Here is a 13,725-nt window from a genome sequence, read left to right on the forward strand (position 1 = left end):
CACTCCAAAAGATAGATATCCACTAATATCAATCCAGTTTAAAATCTCTATAAATTTTCCGTAAAGTATAGTCTACAGGACTTACGCAACTGGCATATTATTTTCAGTTCGTAGTGAAGACTTTAGTCCTCAAAATAAGGGCTAAAGCCCTTACTACAAACTAAAAATCCGATTTTTTGGTGACACTTGCGTAAGTCCTAGTCTAAATAAAATTTAGACCTGTTTAAGTATATCTGATTGCCTTTAAAAGAAAATTTTAAAGGTACAAATCGGTTAAAAACAAAAATATATGCAGCAAAAAACAACACAGTAAGAGATACTAAAAGCAGGTACATAGGCAAGAAAATATGGAATCCCTAACCTCTCGTATGCAGGCGGTACAATCGCCAATTATTCCTGTGGTTGGGGAACTGATTAAAAACTCTCCTGGAACCATTTCTCTAGGACAAGGTGTTGTTTCTTACAACCCACCACATGAAGCCATAGAATTTTTAGCCAAATTCTTAGCCGAACCAACTAATAATTTATACAAAGCAGTTGAGGGAATTCCCCCTCTACTGACAGCACTTGCAGGGAAATTGCAAGCCTTCAACAGGATTGAAATCAACGGGGAAAACTGCATTGTTGTGACAGCAGGGAGCAATATGGGATTTATGAATGCCATTCTTGCTATCACTAACCCAGGCGACGAAATTATTCTCAATACCCCCTACTATTTCAACCACGAAATGGCGATCGCAATGGCTGGTTGTCGTGCGGTATTAGTGGCGACGGATGAAAATTACCAATTGCGCCCAGATGCGATCGCTCAAGCAATTACTCCTAAAACACGGGCTGTGGTGACGATTTCACCAAATAATCCCACTGGAGTTGTCTATTCTGAAGCTGCATTGCGCCAAGTAAATCAAATTTGTGCTACTCACAGTATTTACCACATCAGCGATGAAGCTTATGAATACTTTACCTATAACGGTGTAAAACACGTTTCACCTGGCTCATTTAGTAATAGCAGCGAGTACACCATTTCTCTTTATAGCTTTTCTAAAGCATACGGTTTTGCGAGTTGGCGCATTGGCTACATGGTGATTCCCAAACACTTACTTGTCGCTGTTAAAAAAGTCCAAGATACAATTTTGATTTGTCCGCCAGTCATTTCTCAATATGCAGCTTTAGGGGCATTGCAGGCAAAAGAGGATTATTTGAAGAGTCATATAGGAGCTATAGCTCAGGTACGCCAACTAGTATTAGACTCCCTTAATCGTCTACAAGGCTTATGTAGCATTATCCCTGCCAATGGCGCTTTCTATTTTTTCCTCAAAGTTCATACCCAGATGGATGCTTTTGAGTTAGTCAAACAACTGATCCAGGAACATAAAGTCGCAGTTATTCCAGGTACAACTTTTGGCATAGATGACGGATGCTATCTACGCGTTGCCTATGGGGCATTACAAAAAGAGACAGCAAAAGAAGGTATAGAAAGATTAGTGCAGGGTTTGGAAACTATAGTTAGGAGTTAAAAGTCATCCATTCCTGCCCCCTGCCTCCTGCCTCCTGCCTCCTGCCTCCAATCCCAAATATAAAATTCAACAGATGCCAATTATTCATAAGTTAATTGAAATTGAAACTGAGCCAAAAATTAATATTCATAATATCACCCCACAAATTCAAGATTTTATTGCCTCAACATCAATTAAAAATGGACAAGCTTTAGTATTTTCTCAACACACTACAACAGCGTTATCTATCAATGAAAATGAAGTCAGATTATTAGAAGATATAAAAGTATTTTTGCAAAAAATCGCACCAGAATCAGACCGCTATTTGCATAATGATTTGCATTTAAGAGATGTCCCAGAAGATGAGCCGATTAATGCTCACTCTCATTTGATGGCAATGATGCTGACCACAAATGAGATAATTCCCATTGTGGATGGTAAATTAGCTTTGGGAACCTGGCAATCTGTATTGTTTTTTGAGTTAGATGGCCCGCGTAAAAGAACGGTATTTGTACAAATTTCTGGTGAATAATGCAACTTCACACCTGCAATGCTCTGAGAACAACCTAAATCTGAGAGAATTACGAACACAATCAAGAAGTACATCAGTTGAATTTATCTACAGCAATTAAAAACCTGAAAGAATGTTTTCCAGCATCACCTTCCTTTCCACAAACCAGGACTTTTGTTGTGTCAAAGGCAGACGCAATTAACTATGAAAAATAACGATAATTTTGTATTACGTAATACTTGGTACTATGCTCTGCCTAGCAATCAAATCAAGCCAGGCATGATGATTAGCCGCATTTTCTTAGGAGAACCGGTGCTGTTAGTTCGCAGCCAAGATGGTAAAGTGTCTGCAATAACGGACATTTGCCCCCATCGTGGTGTGCCCTTGAGTTGTGGGAGATTCAACGGGCAAGAAGTTGAATGTTGTTACCACGGTTGGCGCTTTAACTCTGCTGGGCGTTGTACTGCGATACCTTCTCTTGTGGAGGAACAGCAAATGGATTTGAGTCGCTTCGACGTGCAGTCATATAGTGTTCGCGAAGCCCAAGGGAATATCTGGATATATATGCCCGATCCCGATAACCCTCAACCTGCATCTGAAATGGAAATTCCGGTAATTCCAGGGTTTGATGGGCGATCGCACCAGTTTGTAGAAGTGGTAAAATTTCCTTGTTTTATAGATCATGCAGTGGTAGGTCTGATGGACCCGGCTCATTCACCCTACGTTCATCGCGCTTGGTGGTGGCGAAATGAGCAATTGCACGAAGAAGTAAAGCAATTTGATGCTTCGCCCTACGGCTTTACGATGCGACGACACCGATTACCTGCGAATGGGGGTCGATTATACTGGCTGATTGGCGGTGGTGTCCCGGAAACAGAAATTTCCTTTCGTTTACCTGGAGTCAGAATTGAAGAAACCACCATTGGTAATAATCGAGTCGTTAATTTGACGGCAGTTACACCAATTTCAGACACAGAAACGGAGGTAACTTTTGCTCTTTACTGGACACTTCCTTGGGTAGGATTTTTCAAGCCACTGTTACACGTGCTGGCGCGGACTTTCATTGGCCAAGACCGAACGGTGGTAGAAAAACAGCAAATTGGTTTGAAATATAATCCTGTGCTGCGGCTGATTAAAGACTCAGATATGCAGGCACAGTGGTACTACCAGTTAAAGCGGGAGTATGCTCGATCAGTCGCTGAAAGACGAGAATTTGTCAATCCTGTCAAGGGTCAAATACTCCGTTGGCGTGCTTAAAATTGAGATTTACAGCCTTGCTCCCTTTGCGGGATGATTTAGCAACTAAGGCTGATCTCTCCCCCTGCCTCCCCTGCTTGCCCAAATTACAGCAGAATTCAAGTATTTGAACCACATCTGTTGTAAGGGCGCAAGGCCTTGCGCCCCTACTGGGTGGTCTATTTACCTGAAAATAGCTGTAATCCCACTGTTCTGCAATGCCAGATTTACTTCTCTTGCCACGTCGTAGACATCGCCTAAAAACCAAAACTGAGAATTTAGCCTCAAATAGACATTGAGCATTTTTATCTCTTCTCTCTGTTTCGCGCCAGTTGCTTCTCCCAAGGGGAGACGCTGCGCGAACAAGTCGGGGAACCCGCAAGGGCGCACTGGCTTCTCTGCGCCTCTGCGGTAGCCTGCGGCAAGCCGTTCGCGTAGCGTCTCCGACAGGAGAAGCGTCTACGTTAAAAAAGTTGACTTTGATAAAGAGTTTTAGCCTTAACCCAAGCGTATTGCATTTTAACCCAATACAAAATATTTCGTTTTGTTAAGAAATACTCAGCGAACGATCGCTCTAGTCAATAGAGGTGGGACAAACAGCAATATTATGCTAAATCCACGGCTGAGAAGACGATCCAGCTATTTTGAGAAGCGTACTTTGTCTGATTTTTTCCTTATTTTCCCAGACTCTTACCTGCACTCAACCTTAATTATGTACACAATACTAAATAGCTATGCATATCCCTAAGTTTTCAGAATTACTGCATTATTCAATCTAGAAGTACGAATTATGGAAGACAAAAAAAGGGCAGAAATAACATCCCAACCCGGTTTTTTGGGACAGGCACTGACTGCTGCCGGAACGGCTATAGCCGCTCCCTCATTACTCAATCAGACAACTATAGCAAAGGAAGCTAGCCAAAGTAACCCAGGTGAGATGAATGTGAAACTTACTGTTAACGGCGAGCAGCAAACCCTCGACCTTGAGCCACGTGTCACACTCTTAGATGCGCTACGCGATCGCTTGGGGCTAGTGGGCAGCAAAAAAGGATGCGATCACGGACAGTGTGGGGCTTGTACTGTTCTGATCGATGGTGAGCGAGTTTATTCCTGCCTGAGTTTGGCAGTGATGCAGGAAGACAAGGCGATCGTCACCATTGAAGGGCTGGCCAAGGGCGATACTCTCCATCCAGTGCAAGCAGCATTCATTGATAACGATGGCTTCCAGTGCGGCTATTGTACCCCAGGACAGATTTGTGCTTCTGTTGCCTTACTTGATGAAATCAAACGCGGCTGTGCTAGCGTTGTCACCCCAGATTTGACTTGTCCCCCACAGTTGGCTGAACTCTCTGAAGCTGAAATCAAAGAGCGACTGAGTGGTAATCTTTGTCGATGTAGCGCTTACAACGGCATTGTGGCAGCAGTCCAGCAGGTAACGGGACAAAAACCGCCCTCTCCTGCCGCAGATGTGATGGTCAATGAACCCCAGGAGATGCTCAGATGAACAACTTCACTTACACCCGTGCTACCTCTGTGAAAGATGCGGTTGAACGGGCAACAAATGACCAAAATGCGATATTGATTGCGGGCGGTACGAATTTGGTTGACCGTCTCAAAGTCTTTCTAGATGAGCCATCGCAACTTATCGACATCTCTCGATTAGAGATGAAGCGCATTGAACGCACAAATGAGGGTGGTCTGAGCCTTGGAGCGCTAGTAAGTAACACAGCAGTGGCAGACCATCCTGATGTTCGCCGCGATTTTCCAATCCTGTCGCGGGCGATTCTTTCTGGTGCGTCTCAGCAAATCCGCAATATGGCAACCGTAGGGGGCAACCTACTGCAACGCACTCGCTGTCCCTACTACTACGATACCGCCTTCCCTTGCAACAAACGGCAACCGGGAAGCGGCTGTCCAGCAGCAACGGGCATCAACCGGATGCACGCCATCCTTGGGGCCAGTGACCAATGCGTGGCAGTTCAACCCTCAGATATGTGTGTCCCTCTTGCGGCTCTGGATGCTGTTGTTGTTGTGGAAGGCCCCAAGGGTAAGCGGCAGATACCATTGACAGACTTTCACCGACTACCAGGGGACACACCCCAGCGAGATACAAACTTAGAGCCAGGTGAGTTGATTACCTCTGTGGTTTTGCCCCCAGTGCCGTTCGCCAAATCAGGGGTTTACCTAAAGTTACGCGATCGCACTTCCTATGCCTTTGCGTTAGTCTCTGTGGCAGCTGCGGTTGACTTAGCAAGCGAGCAGATTCAGAATGTGCGCTTGGCAATGGGTGGCGTAGCCCATAAACCTTGGCGCTCAAAGGAAGCAGAAAAGTTTTTGATCGGCAAGAGTGCCAATACTGCAACGTTTCAACAGGCGGCAGAAATTGCACTTCAAGAAGCTAAACCATTAACTCATAACAGTTTCAAAGTTGACTTGGCAAAGCGGGCAATTCGTCGCGCACTCACAGTGTCAGCTAAAGGAGGAGGCGTAGTATGAACAAAGTAATTGGGACTGCCGTCAACCGCAAAGATGGACGGGCAAAGGTTACGGGCACGGCAACCTACGCCGCAGAACATCAAATTCCAGGTCTGGTTCACGGTTATCTTGTCACCGCCAGCATTGCCAATGGGCAAATTAAAAACATCGACACCAGTGGGGCAGAAAAGGCAATAGGTGTGATAGATGTTTTTACGCATAAAAACTCGCCTAAAGTGTTTATGCCAGCCAATGACTTTATGACCTCGAAAATCTACGAGGCTCGTCTGCCGTTGTCGGATGACAAAATTCACTATGCAGGACAAATTATCGGTTTGGTAGTAGCAGACACCTTCGAGCGGGCGCGTGATGCAGCGCATTTGGTCAAGGTGGAATACACAAGCCAAAAGCCAGTCGTGGAAGCTGCACTCGCCACCTTCAAGGAGGCACCACCGCACTTGGGTGAAGAGTTAAAGTTTGAAAAAGGGAATTTTGCGGCAGGGGTGGCAAGTGCAACAACGAAACTTACAGCCACCTACAAGACAGCCATCGAACTGCACGCGGCGATGGAACCTCATGCGACCATTGCCCACTGGCAAGATGCAAACTCACTCACTGTTTACGAGCCGTCTCAGTGGGTGTTGGCAACTGGGCGCACCTATGCAGAACTCTTTGGACTCCCAACTGAACAGGTTCATGTCGTCACACCTTTTTTGGGTGGAGCTTTCGGCTCTAAAGCCTTTCCCTGGCCCCACGGTATTCTCTGTGCTGCGGCAGCCCGTGAACTTCAGCGTCCTCTCAGAGTCGTCCTCAGCCGACGGCAAATGACAGCGAACGCCGGACATCGCTCCGAAACCGAGCAAACTATGCGTTTGGGAGCAACTGCTGATGGTAGTTTAACTGCGATCGCCCATGAGGTAAAATCCTGTACCTCACCAGTGGATGTCTTTACAGAACCCTGTACCTCAGTCACGCCAGTTATGTACACAGCGCCGAATTTGCAACTGAAGCAGGAACTAGCGGTGCTGAACATCGGTACACCAACATTCATGCGCGCGCCAGGAGAGAATCCTGGGATGTGGGCGATGGAGTCAGCGATGGACGAGTTGGCCTGGATGCTAAAGATTGACCCGGTAGAACTGCGCCTGAAAAATGAAACTAAAGAACACCAGCGCAATGGTCAGCCATTCTCAGCCAAACATTTTGCTGACTGTTTGCTCTTGGGTGCGGAACAATTTGGCTGGAAAGACAGACCAAAACAGCCCCGTTCTTTGACACGCGATGGCAAACTCATTGGTTGGGGGATGGCGGCAGCAACCTACCCTGGCAGGCGAGGTGCAGCATCAGTCAAGGTACGGCTGCTACAAGATGGTACTGCCCATGTTCTCACGGCTGGGAATGACATGGGCACTGGCGCATATACCGTTGTTGCGGCCACAGCAGCAGATGCATTGGGGCTACCCGTCGAACAGATACAAGTAGAGTTGGGCGACTCCTTACTACCAGATGGAGGCATGGCGGGTGGTTCCATGATGACAGCATCTCTCCTCCCGGCGGTCATGTCAGCTTGTGAGCAAGTTCTGAAAACTGCTAATGCTAAGACCGCACAGGAGGCGTTTGCAACTCTGAGTCAGTCCGGCCAAGCAGCAATTGAAGTCACAGCATCCTCCGCTCCTGGCGATGAAACAAAGGAATGGGCGTTCCAATCTTGGGGCGCACATTTTTGCGAAGTCAGCGTGGATGAAGAAATCGGACGTTTGCGGGTGACGCGCTGGGTGTCAGTCATGGATATCGGGCGAATTATCAACTCTAAGACAGTAGCCAGTCAAGTCCGTGGTGGCGTGATTATGGGTATTGGGCAAGCCTTAATGGAGGAGTGCCAAGTCGATCCAAACATCGGCTATCCCGTGGTTTATGACCTTGCTACCTATCACTTCCCAGCCCATGCAGATATTCCTCGCATTCAGGTGGCCTTCGTCGGCGAACCTGACTTCAACTTCAACCCAGCAGGTGTACGAGGTGTAGGCGAAATTGGGATCACAGGTGTTTCAGCTGCGATCGCCAATGCAGTTTACCATGCCACAGGTAAGCGCATCCGTGATTTACCCATTACACCTGACAAGTTGATCTAAAAGGGCATTGGGCATTGGGCATGGGGCATTGGGCATTGAGAAGAAGCTTTTGGGGCACTAACCTAAACTAAATTCTGCAAATTCTCTTTGCCCAAACAGCATATTTCGGTCTACGGCTGACAATATTTTATTATTGGTGTGTTGGCTATTTAAGGAGCGAACAACTAACTGCGCCACATCTGCACGATTGATGCTACCAATAATGTGCGGATCTTCAGTTAAAACACCATTACCCGTTGCTGGTTCTGATTTTAGTCCACCAGGACGGATGATTGTATAGGTGAGTCCACTGGCAATTAAGTGTTGTTCGGCTTTGTCTTTCTCAGCTAAAACTTTTCCCAGTACCTCTAAAACTTGGGGTGAGGCAGCAACAACACTATTGCCAGCACCAATGGAAGATACAAGAATAAACTTTTGCACCCCAGCTTTAACTGCTGCATCGATCAGATTTCTGTTACCAGGGTAATCCGGCCTTTCTACATCTGATGGTACACCGCCAATTGTACTGATAACGGTGTGAATAGGTTCATCTGTCACAATTGCGCGTTCGACATCGCCAATATTCAAGGCATCTCCTTGAACTACTTCAATACCCATTGCTTCTAGTTCACTAGCAACTGTTGCCGTTCTCAGGAGTGCTTTAACTTTTAGCTGTTGCGCTGTGAGATATTGAGCAATTTCTCGACCAACCCCGCGACTTGCTCCAGCTAGAAAAATATAAGATGGACTTGTCATAATAAATTTAATTATTTACGCTCAAAGGATTTTATCAGAGGATTGCAGTATTTAATAATTGCTCAAGCGACCGAGATGCTTCAATTGCTTTTTGGAATGTACGGATGACTGGGGTGGTAGCATTTCCCGGACTTATACCATAGCGATCGCATCTGTGGTTTTTCTCCCCCTTTAACTAAACCGTATTGCAACTACTCCCAGCAATCCTAATCTAGCGATCGCAAATAACTGAGTAATCATAATTACAAAAATAATATTAGGATAGCAATTATACTTAACCCCATTGTAGGAAGTAATTTAGTAAACATTTGTGCAAATGTAGCAAATAACTTTTCTGTGGATAAATTTATGGCTAAAAAATCTCAATCCAATCTAGAACAATACCAAGATGTCAGATTATCTGCTACCACAAGAATTTGGGTAATTACAGTAGCCATTCTGGGAGTTTGCGTCCCACTGTCAGCCGTTACTAGAAGCGGTGCTATTCTTCCTTTAGTTGCAATTGGTGGCGCCGCTGTTGGTACAGTTGCAGTTTGGCGTTCTGATGAGCAAAAATCTAAAACTAACTATTTGCAACAGCAACAAATAGAACTGTTAGAACGGAGATTAGCGAATTTAGAAACAATTGTTAGCAGTGATGACTTGAACTTACAAATGAAAATTAAACAAATCGAAGCAAGGGATACTTTTGGCGACTCATCTAATGTAAGTACTACACCCAAACAACCAAAACGCAAAGGTTAAAATTAGCCAATCTTCACCATTTATTTGGATTTCAGAGGATATTTCCGAGAATTATCGTTACTAGGTGATTTTTATGTAGCTATTTGCTGACTTAACGTGACTGCAATCTTTAAATCCGTCTCAAATTTAACTTTCCTTTGCAGCTAGAAGTGTTTCTCTAGAAACAGTATCTCGATCTCTATCTCCGTTAGAATTGACTGATATCATTTAATTCTATATACTTCAACTGCATCAGTTCATGAAATATCTAAGTGCTATCCATCTATCTCTTTCCCGGAAACATTTGTCAATGGCTGTGTTTTATTAGACTGTTAATATTACTGAATTTTTAATTAACTAAGGTTATAAACTTGAGTAATTGCGTTTGTATAGCTTACCGTAGGTATGCAATAGTTTGCCGCAGGAATGTAGATGGATTGGATTAGCTTACTCAAAGCTCAACAAATTGACTTCCTTCAACGTGTGAAAAAACCTAAAACTTATGACTTATCTTTGCTGGAAAGTCAAGTTAAAGGTTGTCACACTGAAGTTATAGCCTTTTGGGGCGAGCCATTGGCTAGACTCCAAGAACTTTCTCGTCAACAAGCAGAAGTTCTCGCCAAAAATCCGCCGCCGACGCCGCCGGAATATCCTGAGCCTCCTGACTGGACGATACCTTTTCCTAAATACTTCCAACAACAAGCCCAAGATTATCTTTTCCGGGAGCATATTGTTGACAGGGTAATAAGCGAACGCTTGGGCAAGTTAGTAAAAAAGGTGTCACAAGATACTTTGCAAAACATGATTTTAGATGATGAGGGAAATTTGGGTGGCGAAAGTAAATTTCCTTATATACTCAAAGATCATCCTCAGCTAAGTGTTCAAGTTTACGTTGCTGATGGAGAAAGTTTTAATGGTATTAAGAAAGACAAAATTAGGTGGTCGGTTACTCAAGAAGATTTAAAAAATCACCAAGTATTAATTTTTCTCTGTTTATTTTATCCATCTACAGGTAATTTAGGTTACGAGAAGCAAAGTATAATAACGGGATTTTTACCTACAAATCAACTTGAAGTTAGCGAACCAAAACTGTATGTCACTCCGAGTAATTTGTTATATGCAGGGGGGTTAAGTTGGTATTTAGAATCACTGATGGGTAAAAAAGACACGTCGCCAGTAATTAATGAGAGAGCGATCGCAGATACAATACAGACTCTACCATCAGAACATTGTCTCAAAGCTATAATCGGTGACTGGGAATGCTGGCAGACTTTGCAAGGACACACCAGAGGGATTAATTGCCTAGCTTTCAGTTCCGGGTGTAATAATGGCAAAGCCTTACCCATTTTGGCAAGTGGTAGTCGTGGAGAGACGAAACTCTGGGATTTAAGCAAGGGCGAATTAATAGAGACATTATCAGAGTATCCTTGGGTAATATCTGGGCTGGTGGATGAAGTGAATTCCCTAGCTTTTAGTTCAGATGGACAGACTTTAGTAAGTTGCGGTGCAGATTCGACAATTAAGCTTTGGCACGTAGGCGCTTTAGACTTGATAGATATTTTGCATAAACACAATGGGGTAGTGCGGTGTGCTGCTTTCACCCCAGATGGCAGAATGTTAGCGACAGGCGGAGATGACAGAAAAATTCTCTTTTGGGATTTGATGCATCGTCAGGTTGCGATCGCACTTTCCTTAGATGATACAGCTGCTCATTCCCTAGTTTTAAGTCGAGACGGCGAAACTCTAGTTACAGGTAGCTACCGCAAAATCAAAGTTTGGCGCACCTCACCCCAAACGGGAATCAAAAGTTTAAAAGATGCACAACCACTGCATACCCTCATGGGTCATTCTCACATCGTTTGTTCCTTAGCAATCAGCGTAGATACTAAACTGCTTGTGAGTGGTAGTTGGGATCAAACGATTAAAGTTTGGCAATTGGAGACTGGGGAATTACTTCATACCCTTAAAGGACATAGAGATCGGGTATATGCGATCGCTTTAAGTCCCGATGGACAAATTATCGCTAGCGGTAGTGCTGATAAAACCATCAAGTTGTGGCATTTACAAACCGGGGAATTGCTGGCTACGTTTACAGGTCATGGGAATATAGTCACAGCATTAGCCTTCACAGCTTCCGGCGAAATGTTAGTCAGTGGCAGTTTGGATAAGACAATTAAAATTTGGCAACGCAGTTAATCGTAGTTATCCCTCTTTTGTCACTTTCGGCAGAGAATAATTTGTAACCCTTGCCCAGATAGGATTTTAATTGTAGAGCTTTTTTGAAAGTTTCTATTAGCTTGCGATCGCTAATCTTCCCACTAAATCTAGGTTTCATCATTTAGCTCCAATTTTTATTTCCCCAGAGTGACAAAAGAGGGATTAGTAATTCATCATCACACTTTCTACGTAGCTTGCTTCTTTGCAGGAGTACAATAGACACCTTGCAAAAGTAACAAATGCCAAGATGTTGATTGTAATATCATGTCCGCTTGATTACTTACTAAACCCCAAGAACCCCACCCCGCCAAAGCTACGCTTCGTCTCCCCTCCCCGCAGGCGGGGAGGGGCTGGGGGTGGGGTGCAATGACTCTGGAAATCATAACTAATTACCCGAACTTGATATAAAAAGTAAAAGTCAGCGCTACCATCGGCAGCACTGACTCCTTATTTTGTAGTAAATTAAACTATGTCAGGTTGGAGTTTTTAGTCAATCGAAATCTGCTGAGGACCACTGGCTTTGCCGTTATGTGCATCCGTTGTGATGCTGGTGTAACTATTTGAGCGGATCTGTTTATCTAGCCAGCTTTTAACTGGATCGTCTGCAAGATTGAGTCGAAGCACACCAGAGAAAAACCCACCTACAAATGAGACTGGATGCTGAGTAAATTCTCTGAATATAGGTGACAATTCATTAATGAACATAAAAAGACTCCTGGCACTGCCGTAAAAAATTATTACTTCTTAATTGATCGTAACGTGTTAAAGGATTGGGCATTGGGCATGGGGCATGGGGCATGGGGCATGGGGCATTGGGCATGGAGAAGAGACAAGCTAGACAAAGAAGAGGAGGGAGACAAGGGAGAAACTTATTTAATAATTCCCCCTTGTCCTTTTTGTCCTCCTTGTCCTCCTTGTCCCCCAAGTCTCCCCCACTCCCTACTCCCCGATCATTTCGCGTTATGAGCTTGGTTCCCGATCGGGAAACATACACTTATCAGAATCACAACCACTAGGGCCAGCCTCTGTCATTTCGCCTAAATCGTAGCGGCTTAGTACTGCACAGAAATCATCTGTTTTGCGTCGCGCTTTCACCTCTTGAGTTAAGCGATCGTAAGTTGATTTATTTATTGGTTCAAACGGCAAACGTGGGAATGATTGCAAATCGTCAAAACGCGCTAAAAGAGCAGCTGAAATATATCCCTCATCATTCTGAATGGTTTCGTAAATGCGCTGTCCTAAAGGCTCAATTTCATCAGAGCGAAGTTCCAAAGTAGCTGATGTGTTGTGAGTCACATACCAACGTTGAACCTGGAGGACAAAATCAAATTGGGCTGAGACTGAAAACTTAGAAACATCAATTTTATCAGCCCCTGGTAAATCAGCCCAAGTTACAGAAACAGGGATTTCCACTAGCCATTCACTCACCCGCGGATCGAAGGGATCGTTGAGCAAATTGCCTTGTTCATCTTTATCAGATTGAGAGGGAATGACGTTGTAACCATAGTCAATACAAGCTAAAGCTACTGGGTCATTTTTACCGAAGGTGATGCGACGAATGAATCTTTGCGCTTTGGGAGGATGCCACCCCGAACTAGCATTAGTTAATAAAGCCTTAGTACCACTCGGTTGGACTGTGGTACAACGATTTGGGCGCTTGAGATTGTGGCGATCGCAGTAATCCCAAACTACGCGATGTACAATATCTCTCCAAGAACTGAGATATTTCTCTTCCTCGCGCTTGAAAGCTAATCCTTGTGGAGTTGCAGGTCTTCCTGCTTCCCACCAGCGCAGCCAATCAACACCAAAAGCATGGACAAAGAAATCAAATAAACCTGTAAAAGAAACTCCCACAATCGGGTCTAATTCACGGCTGTATTGATAGCGTGGTTCCAGGAATTTGTGATTTAAAAGTGCTGCTACAGATAGCGCTCCAGCAGTGAAAGCTTCTTCTTGTTCTTTATAGTTACGTGGGTCGATTTGATTAAGGTGAACCTCAGACAAATTGCAGTGAAAATTACTGCCGATGATTTCCTTTCTTTGTTACCCTAAAGGCTTTTTATCCCCTAGTTCTACTGCTTGATTATTTGCAGTAGCTCCGCGTACATTTTGCAAATGTGACTTGAGATTATAAAAGTGTTTCGGCTCCGCTCAACACAAGTGTTTTTCACATCCACCCCCGCACTCTTGGAGAGATTAT

The 13,725-nt window shown here is 44.4% G+C and carries 10 protein-coding genes and 1 pseudogene; 8 read left to right on the top strand and 3 right to left on the bottom strand.

Annotated features, from left to right (window positions below):
* The first annotated feature begins 347 nt into the window (after positions 1-347).
* From RMX89_RS11985 to RMX89_RS12010, 6 genes are all read left to right on the top strand, one after another.
* Entirely contained in the window at positions 348-1,517 is a 1,170-nt protein-coding gene (locus tag RMX89_RS11985) for a pyridoxal phosphate-dependent aminotransferase (protein WP_322684078.1), read from the top strand.
* Between the two features lie 73 nt (positions 1,518-1,590).
* Positions 1,591-2,028 carry a secondary thiamine-phosphate synthase enzyme YjbQ gene (locus RMX89_RS11990; protein WP_322675067.1) on the top strand — a complete coding sequence of 146 codons (438 nt, stop codon included), beginning with the start codon at positions 1,591-1,593 and terminating at the stop codon, positions 2,026-2,028.
* 183 nt (positions 2,029-2,211) lie between these two features.
* Complete coding sequence (locus tag RMX89_RS11995; protein ID WP_322684079.1) at positions 2,212-3,264, top strand: aromatic ring-hydroxylating dioxygenase subunit alpha; 1,053 nt, start codon at positions 2,212-2,214, stop codon at positions 3,262-3,264.
* A 769-nt stretch (positions 3,265-4,033) separates the two neighbouring features.
* Positions 4,034-4,747 (top strand): 2Fe-2S iron-sulfur cluster-binding protein, encoded by a 714-nt coding sequence (locus RMX89_RS12000; protein ID WP_416211977.1) that lies wholly within the window; start codon positions 4,034-4,036, stop codon positions 4,745-4,747.
* Complete coding sequence (locus RMX89_RS12005) at positions 4,744-5,739, top strand: xanthine dehydrogenase family protein subunit M (RefSeq protein WP_322689085.1); 996 nt, start codon at positions 4,744-4,746, stop codon at positions 5,737-5,739. Before RMX89_RS12000 ends, RMX89_RS12005 begins: the two co-directional genes overlap by 4 nt.
* Positions 5,736-7,850 (top strand): xanthine dehydrogenase family protein molybdopterin-binding subunit, encoded by a 2,115-nt coding sequence (locus tag RMX89_RS12010; protein ID WP_322689086.1) that lies wholly within the window; start codon positions 5,736-5,738, stop codon positions 7,848-7,850. Before RMX89_RS12005 ends, RMX89_RS12010 begins: the two co-directional genes overlap by 4 nt.
* Positions 7,851-7,907: 57 nt before the next feature.
* Here the strand turns inward: RMX89_RS12010 and RMX89_RS12015 are convergent, their stop codons facing one another.
* Entirely contained in the window at positions 7,908-8,585 is a 678-nt protein-coding gene (locus tag RMX89_RS12015) for an SDR family oxidoreductase (RefSeq protein ID WP_322689087.1), read from the bottom strand.
* 348 nt (positions 8,586-8,933) lie between these two features.
* On the opposite strand from RMX89_RS12015, the gene RMX89_RS12020 reads away from it, so the two are divergent.
* Together RMX89_RS12020 and RMX89_RS12025 are read left to right on the top strand one after the other, a co-directional pair.
* Positions 8,934-9,329: a hypothetical protein gene (locus RMX89_RS12020; protein ID WP_322689088.1), complete on the top strand. Its 396-nt coding sequence runs from the start codon at positions 8,934-8,936 to the stop codon at positions 9,327-9,329.
* A 411-nt stretch (positions 9,330-9,740) separates the two neighbouring features.
* Positions 9,741-11,504: a WD40 repeat domain-containing protein gene (locus RMX89_RS12025; RefSeq protein ID WP_322689089.1), complete on the top strand. Its 1,764-nt coding sequence runs from the start codon at positions 9,741-9,743 to the stop codon at positions 11,502-11,504.
* Positions 11,505-12,011: 507 nt separating this feature from the next.
* On the opposite strand, the gene RMX89_RS12030 is transcribed toward RMX89_RS12025, so the two are convergent.
* Together RMX89_RS12030 and nrdJ are read right to left on the bottom strand one after the other, a co-directional pair.
* Positions 12,012-12,230 carry a hypothetical protein gene (locus tag RMX89_RS12030; protein ID WP_322675059.1) on the bottom strand — a complete coding sequence of 73 codons (219 nt, stop codon included), beginning with the start codon at positions 12,228-12,230 and terminating at the stop codon, positions 12,012-12,014.
* Between the two features lie 255 nt (positions 12,231-12,485).
* Positions 12,486-13,559: pseudogene (nrdJ, locus tag RMX89_RS12035) on the bottom strand (ribonucleoside-triphosphate reductase, adenosylcobalamin-dependent); the annotation flags it as partial.
* Positions 13,560-13,725: the final 166 nt, after the last annotated feature.

This window comes from Nostoc sp. DedSLP04 (assembly GCF_034530775.1).
Lineage (GTDB): Bacteria > Cyanobacteriota > Cyanobacteriia > Cyanobacteriales > Nostocaceae > Nostoc.

Excerpts from the sequence above, each read along its gene's own strand:
- RMX89_RS11985 (WP_322684078.1), top strand. The coding sequence starts at position 348 with ATGGAATCCCTAACCTCTCGTATGCAGGCGGTACAATCGCCAATTATT.
- RMX89_RS11990 (WP_322675067.1), top strand. The coding sequence starts at position 1,591 with ATGCCAATTATTCATAAGTTAATTGAAATTGAAACTGAGCCAAAAATT.
- RMX89_RS11995 (WP_322684079.1), top strand. The coding sequence starts at position 2,212 with ATGAAAAATAACGATAATTTTGTATTACGTAATACTTGGTACTATGCT.
- RMX89_RS12000 (WP_416211977.1), top strand. The coding sequence starts at position 4,034 with ATGGAAGACAAAAAAAGGGCAGAAATAACATCCCAACCCGGTTTTTTG.
- RMX89_RS12005 (WP_322689085.1), top strand. The coding sequence starts at position 4,744 with ATGAACAACTTCACTTACACCCGTGCTACCTCTGTGAAAGATGCGGTT.
- RMX89_RS12010 (WP_322689086.1), top strand. The coding sequence starts at position 5,736 with ATGAACAAAGTAATTGGGACTGCCGTCAACCGCAAAGATGGACGGGCA.
- RMX89_RS12015 (WP_322689087.1), bottom strand. The coding sequence starts at position 8,585 with ATGACAAGTCCATCTTATATTTTTCTAGCTGGAGCAAGTCGCGGGGTT.
- RMX89_RS12020 (WP_322689088.1), top strand. The coding sequence starts at position 8,934 with ATGGCTAAAAAATCTCAATCCAATCTAGAACAATACCAAGATGTCAGA.
- RMX89_RS12025 (WP_322689089.1), top strand. The coding sequence starts at position 9,741 with ATGGATTGGATTAGCTTACTCAAAGCTCAACAAATTGACTTCCTTCAA.
- RMX89_RS12030 (WP_322675059.1), bottom strand. The coding sequence starts at position 12,230 with ATGTTCATTAATGAATTGTCACCTATATTCAGAGAATTTACTCAGCAT.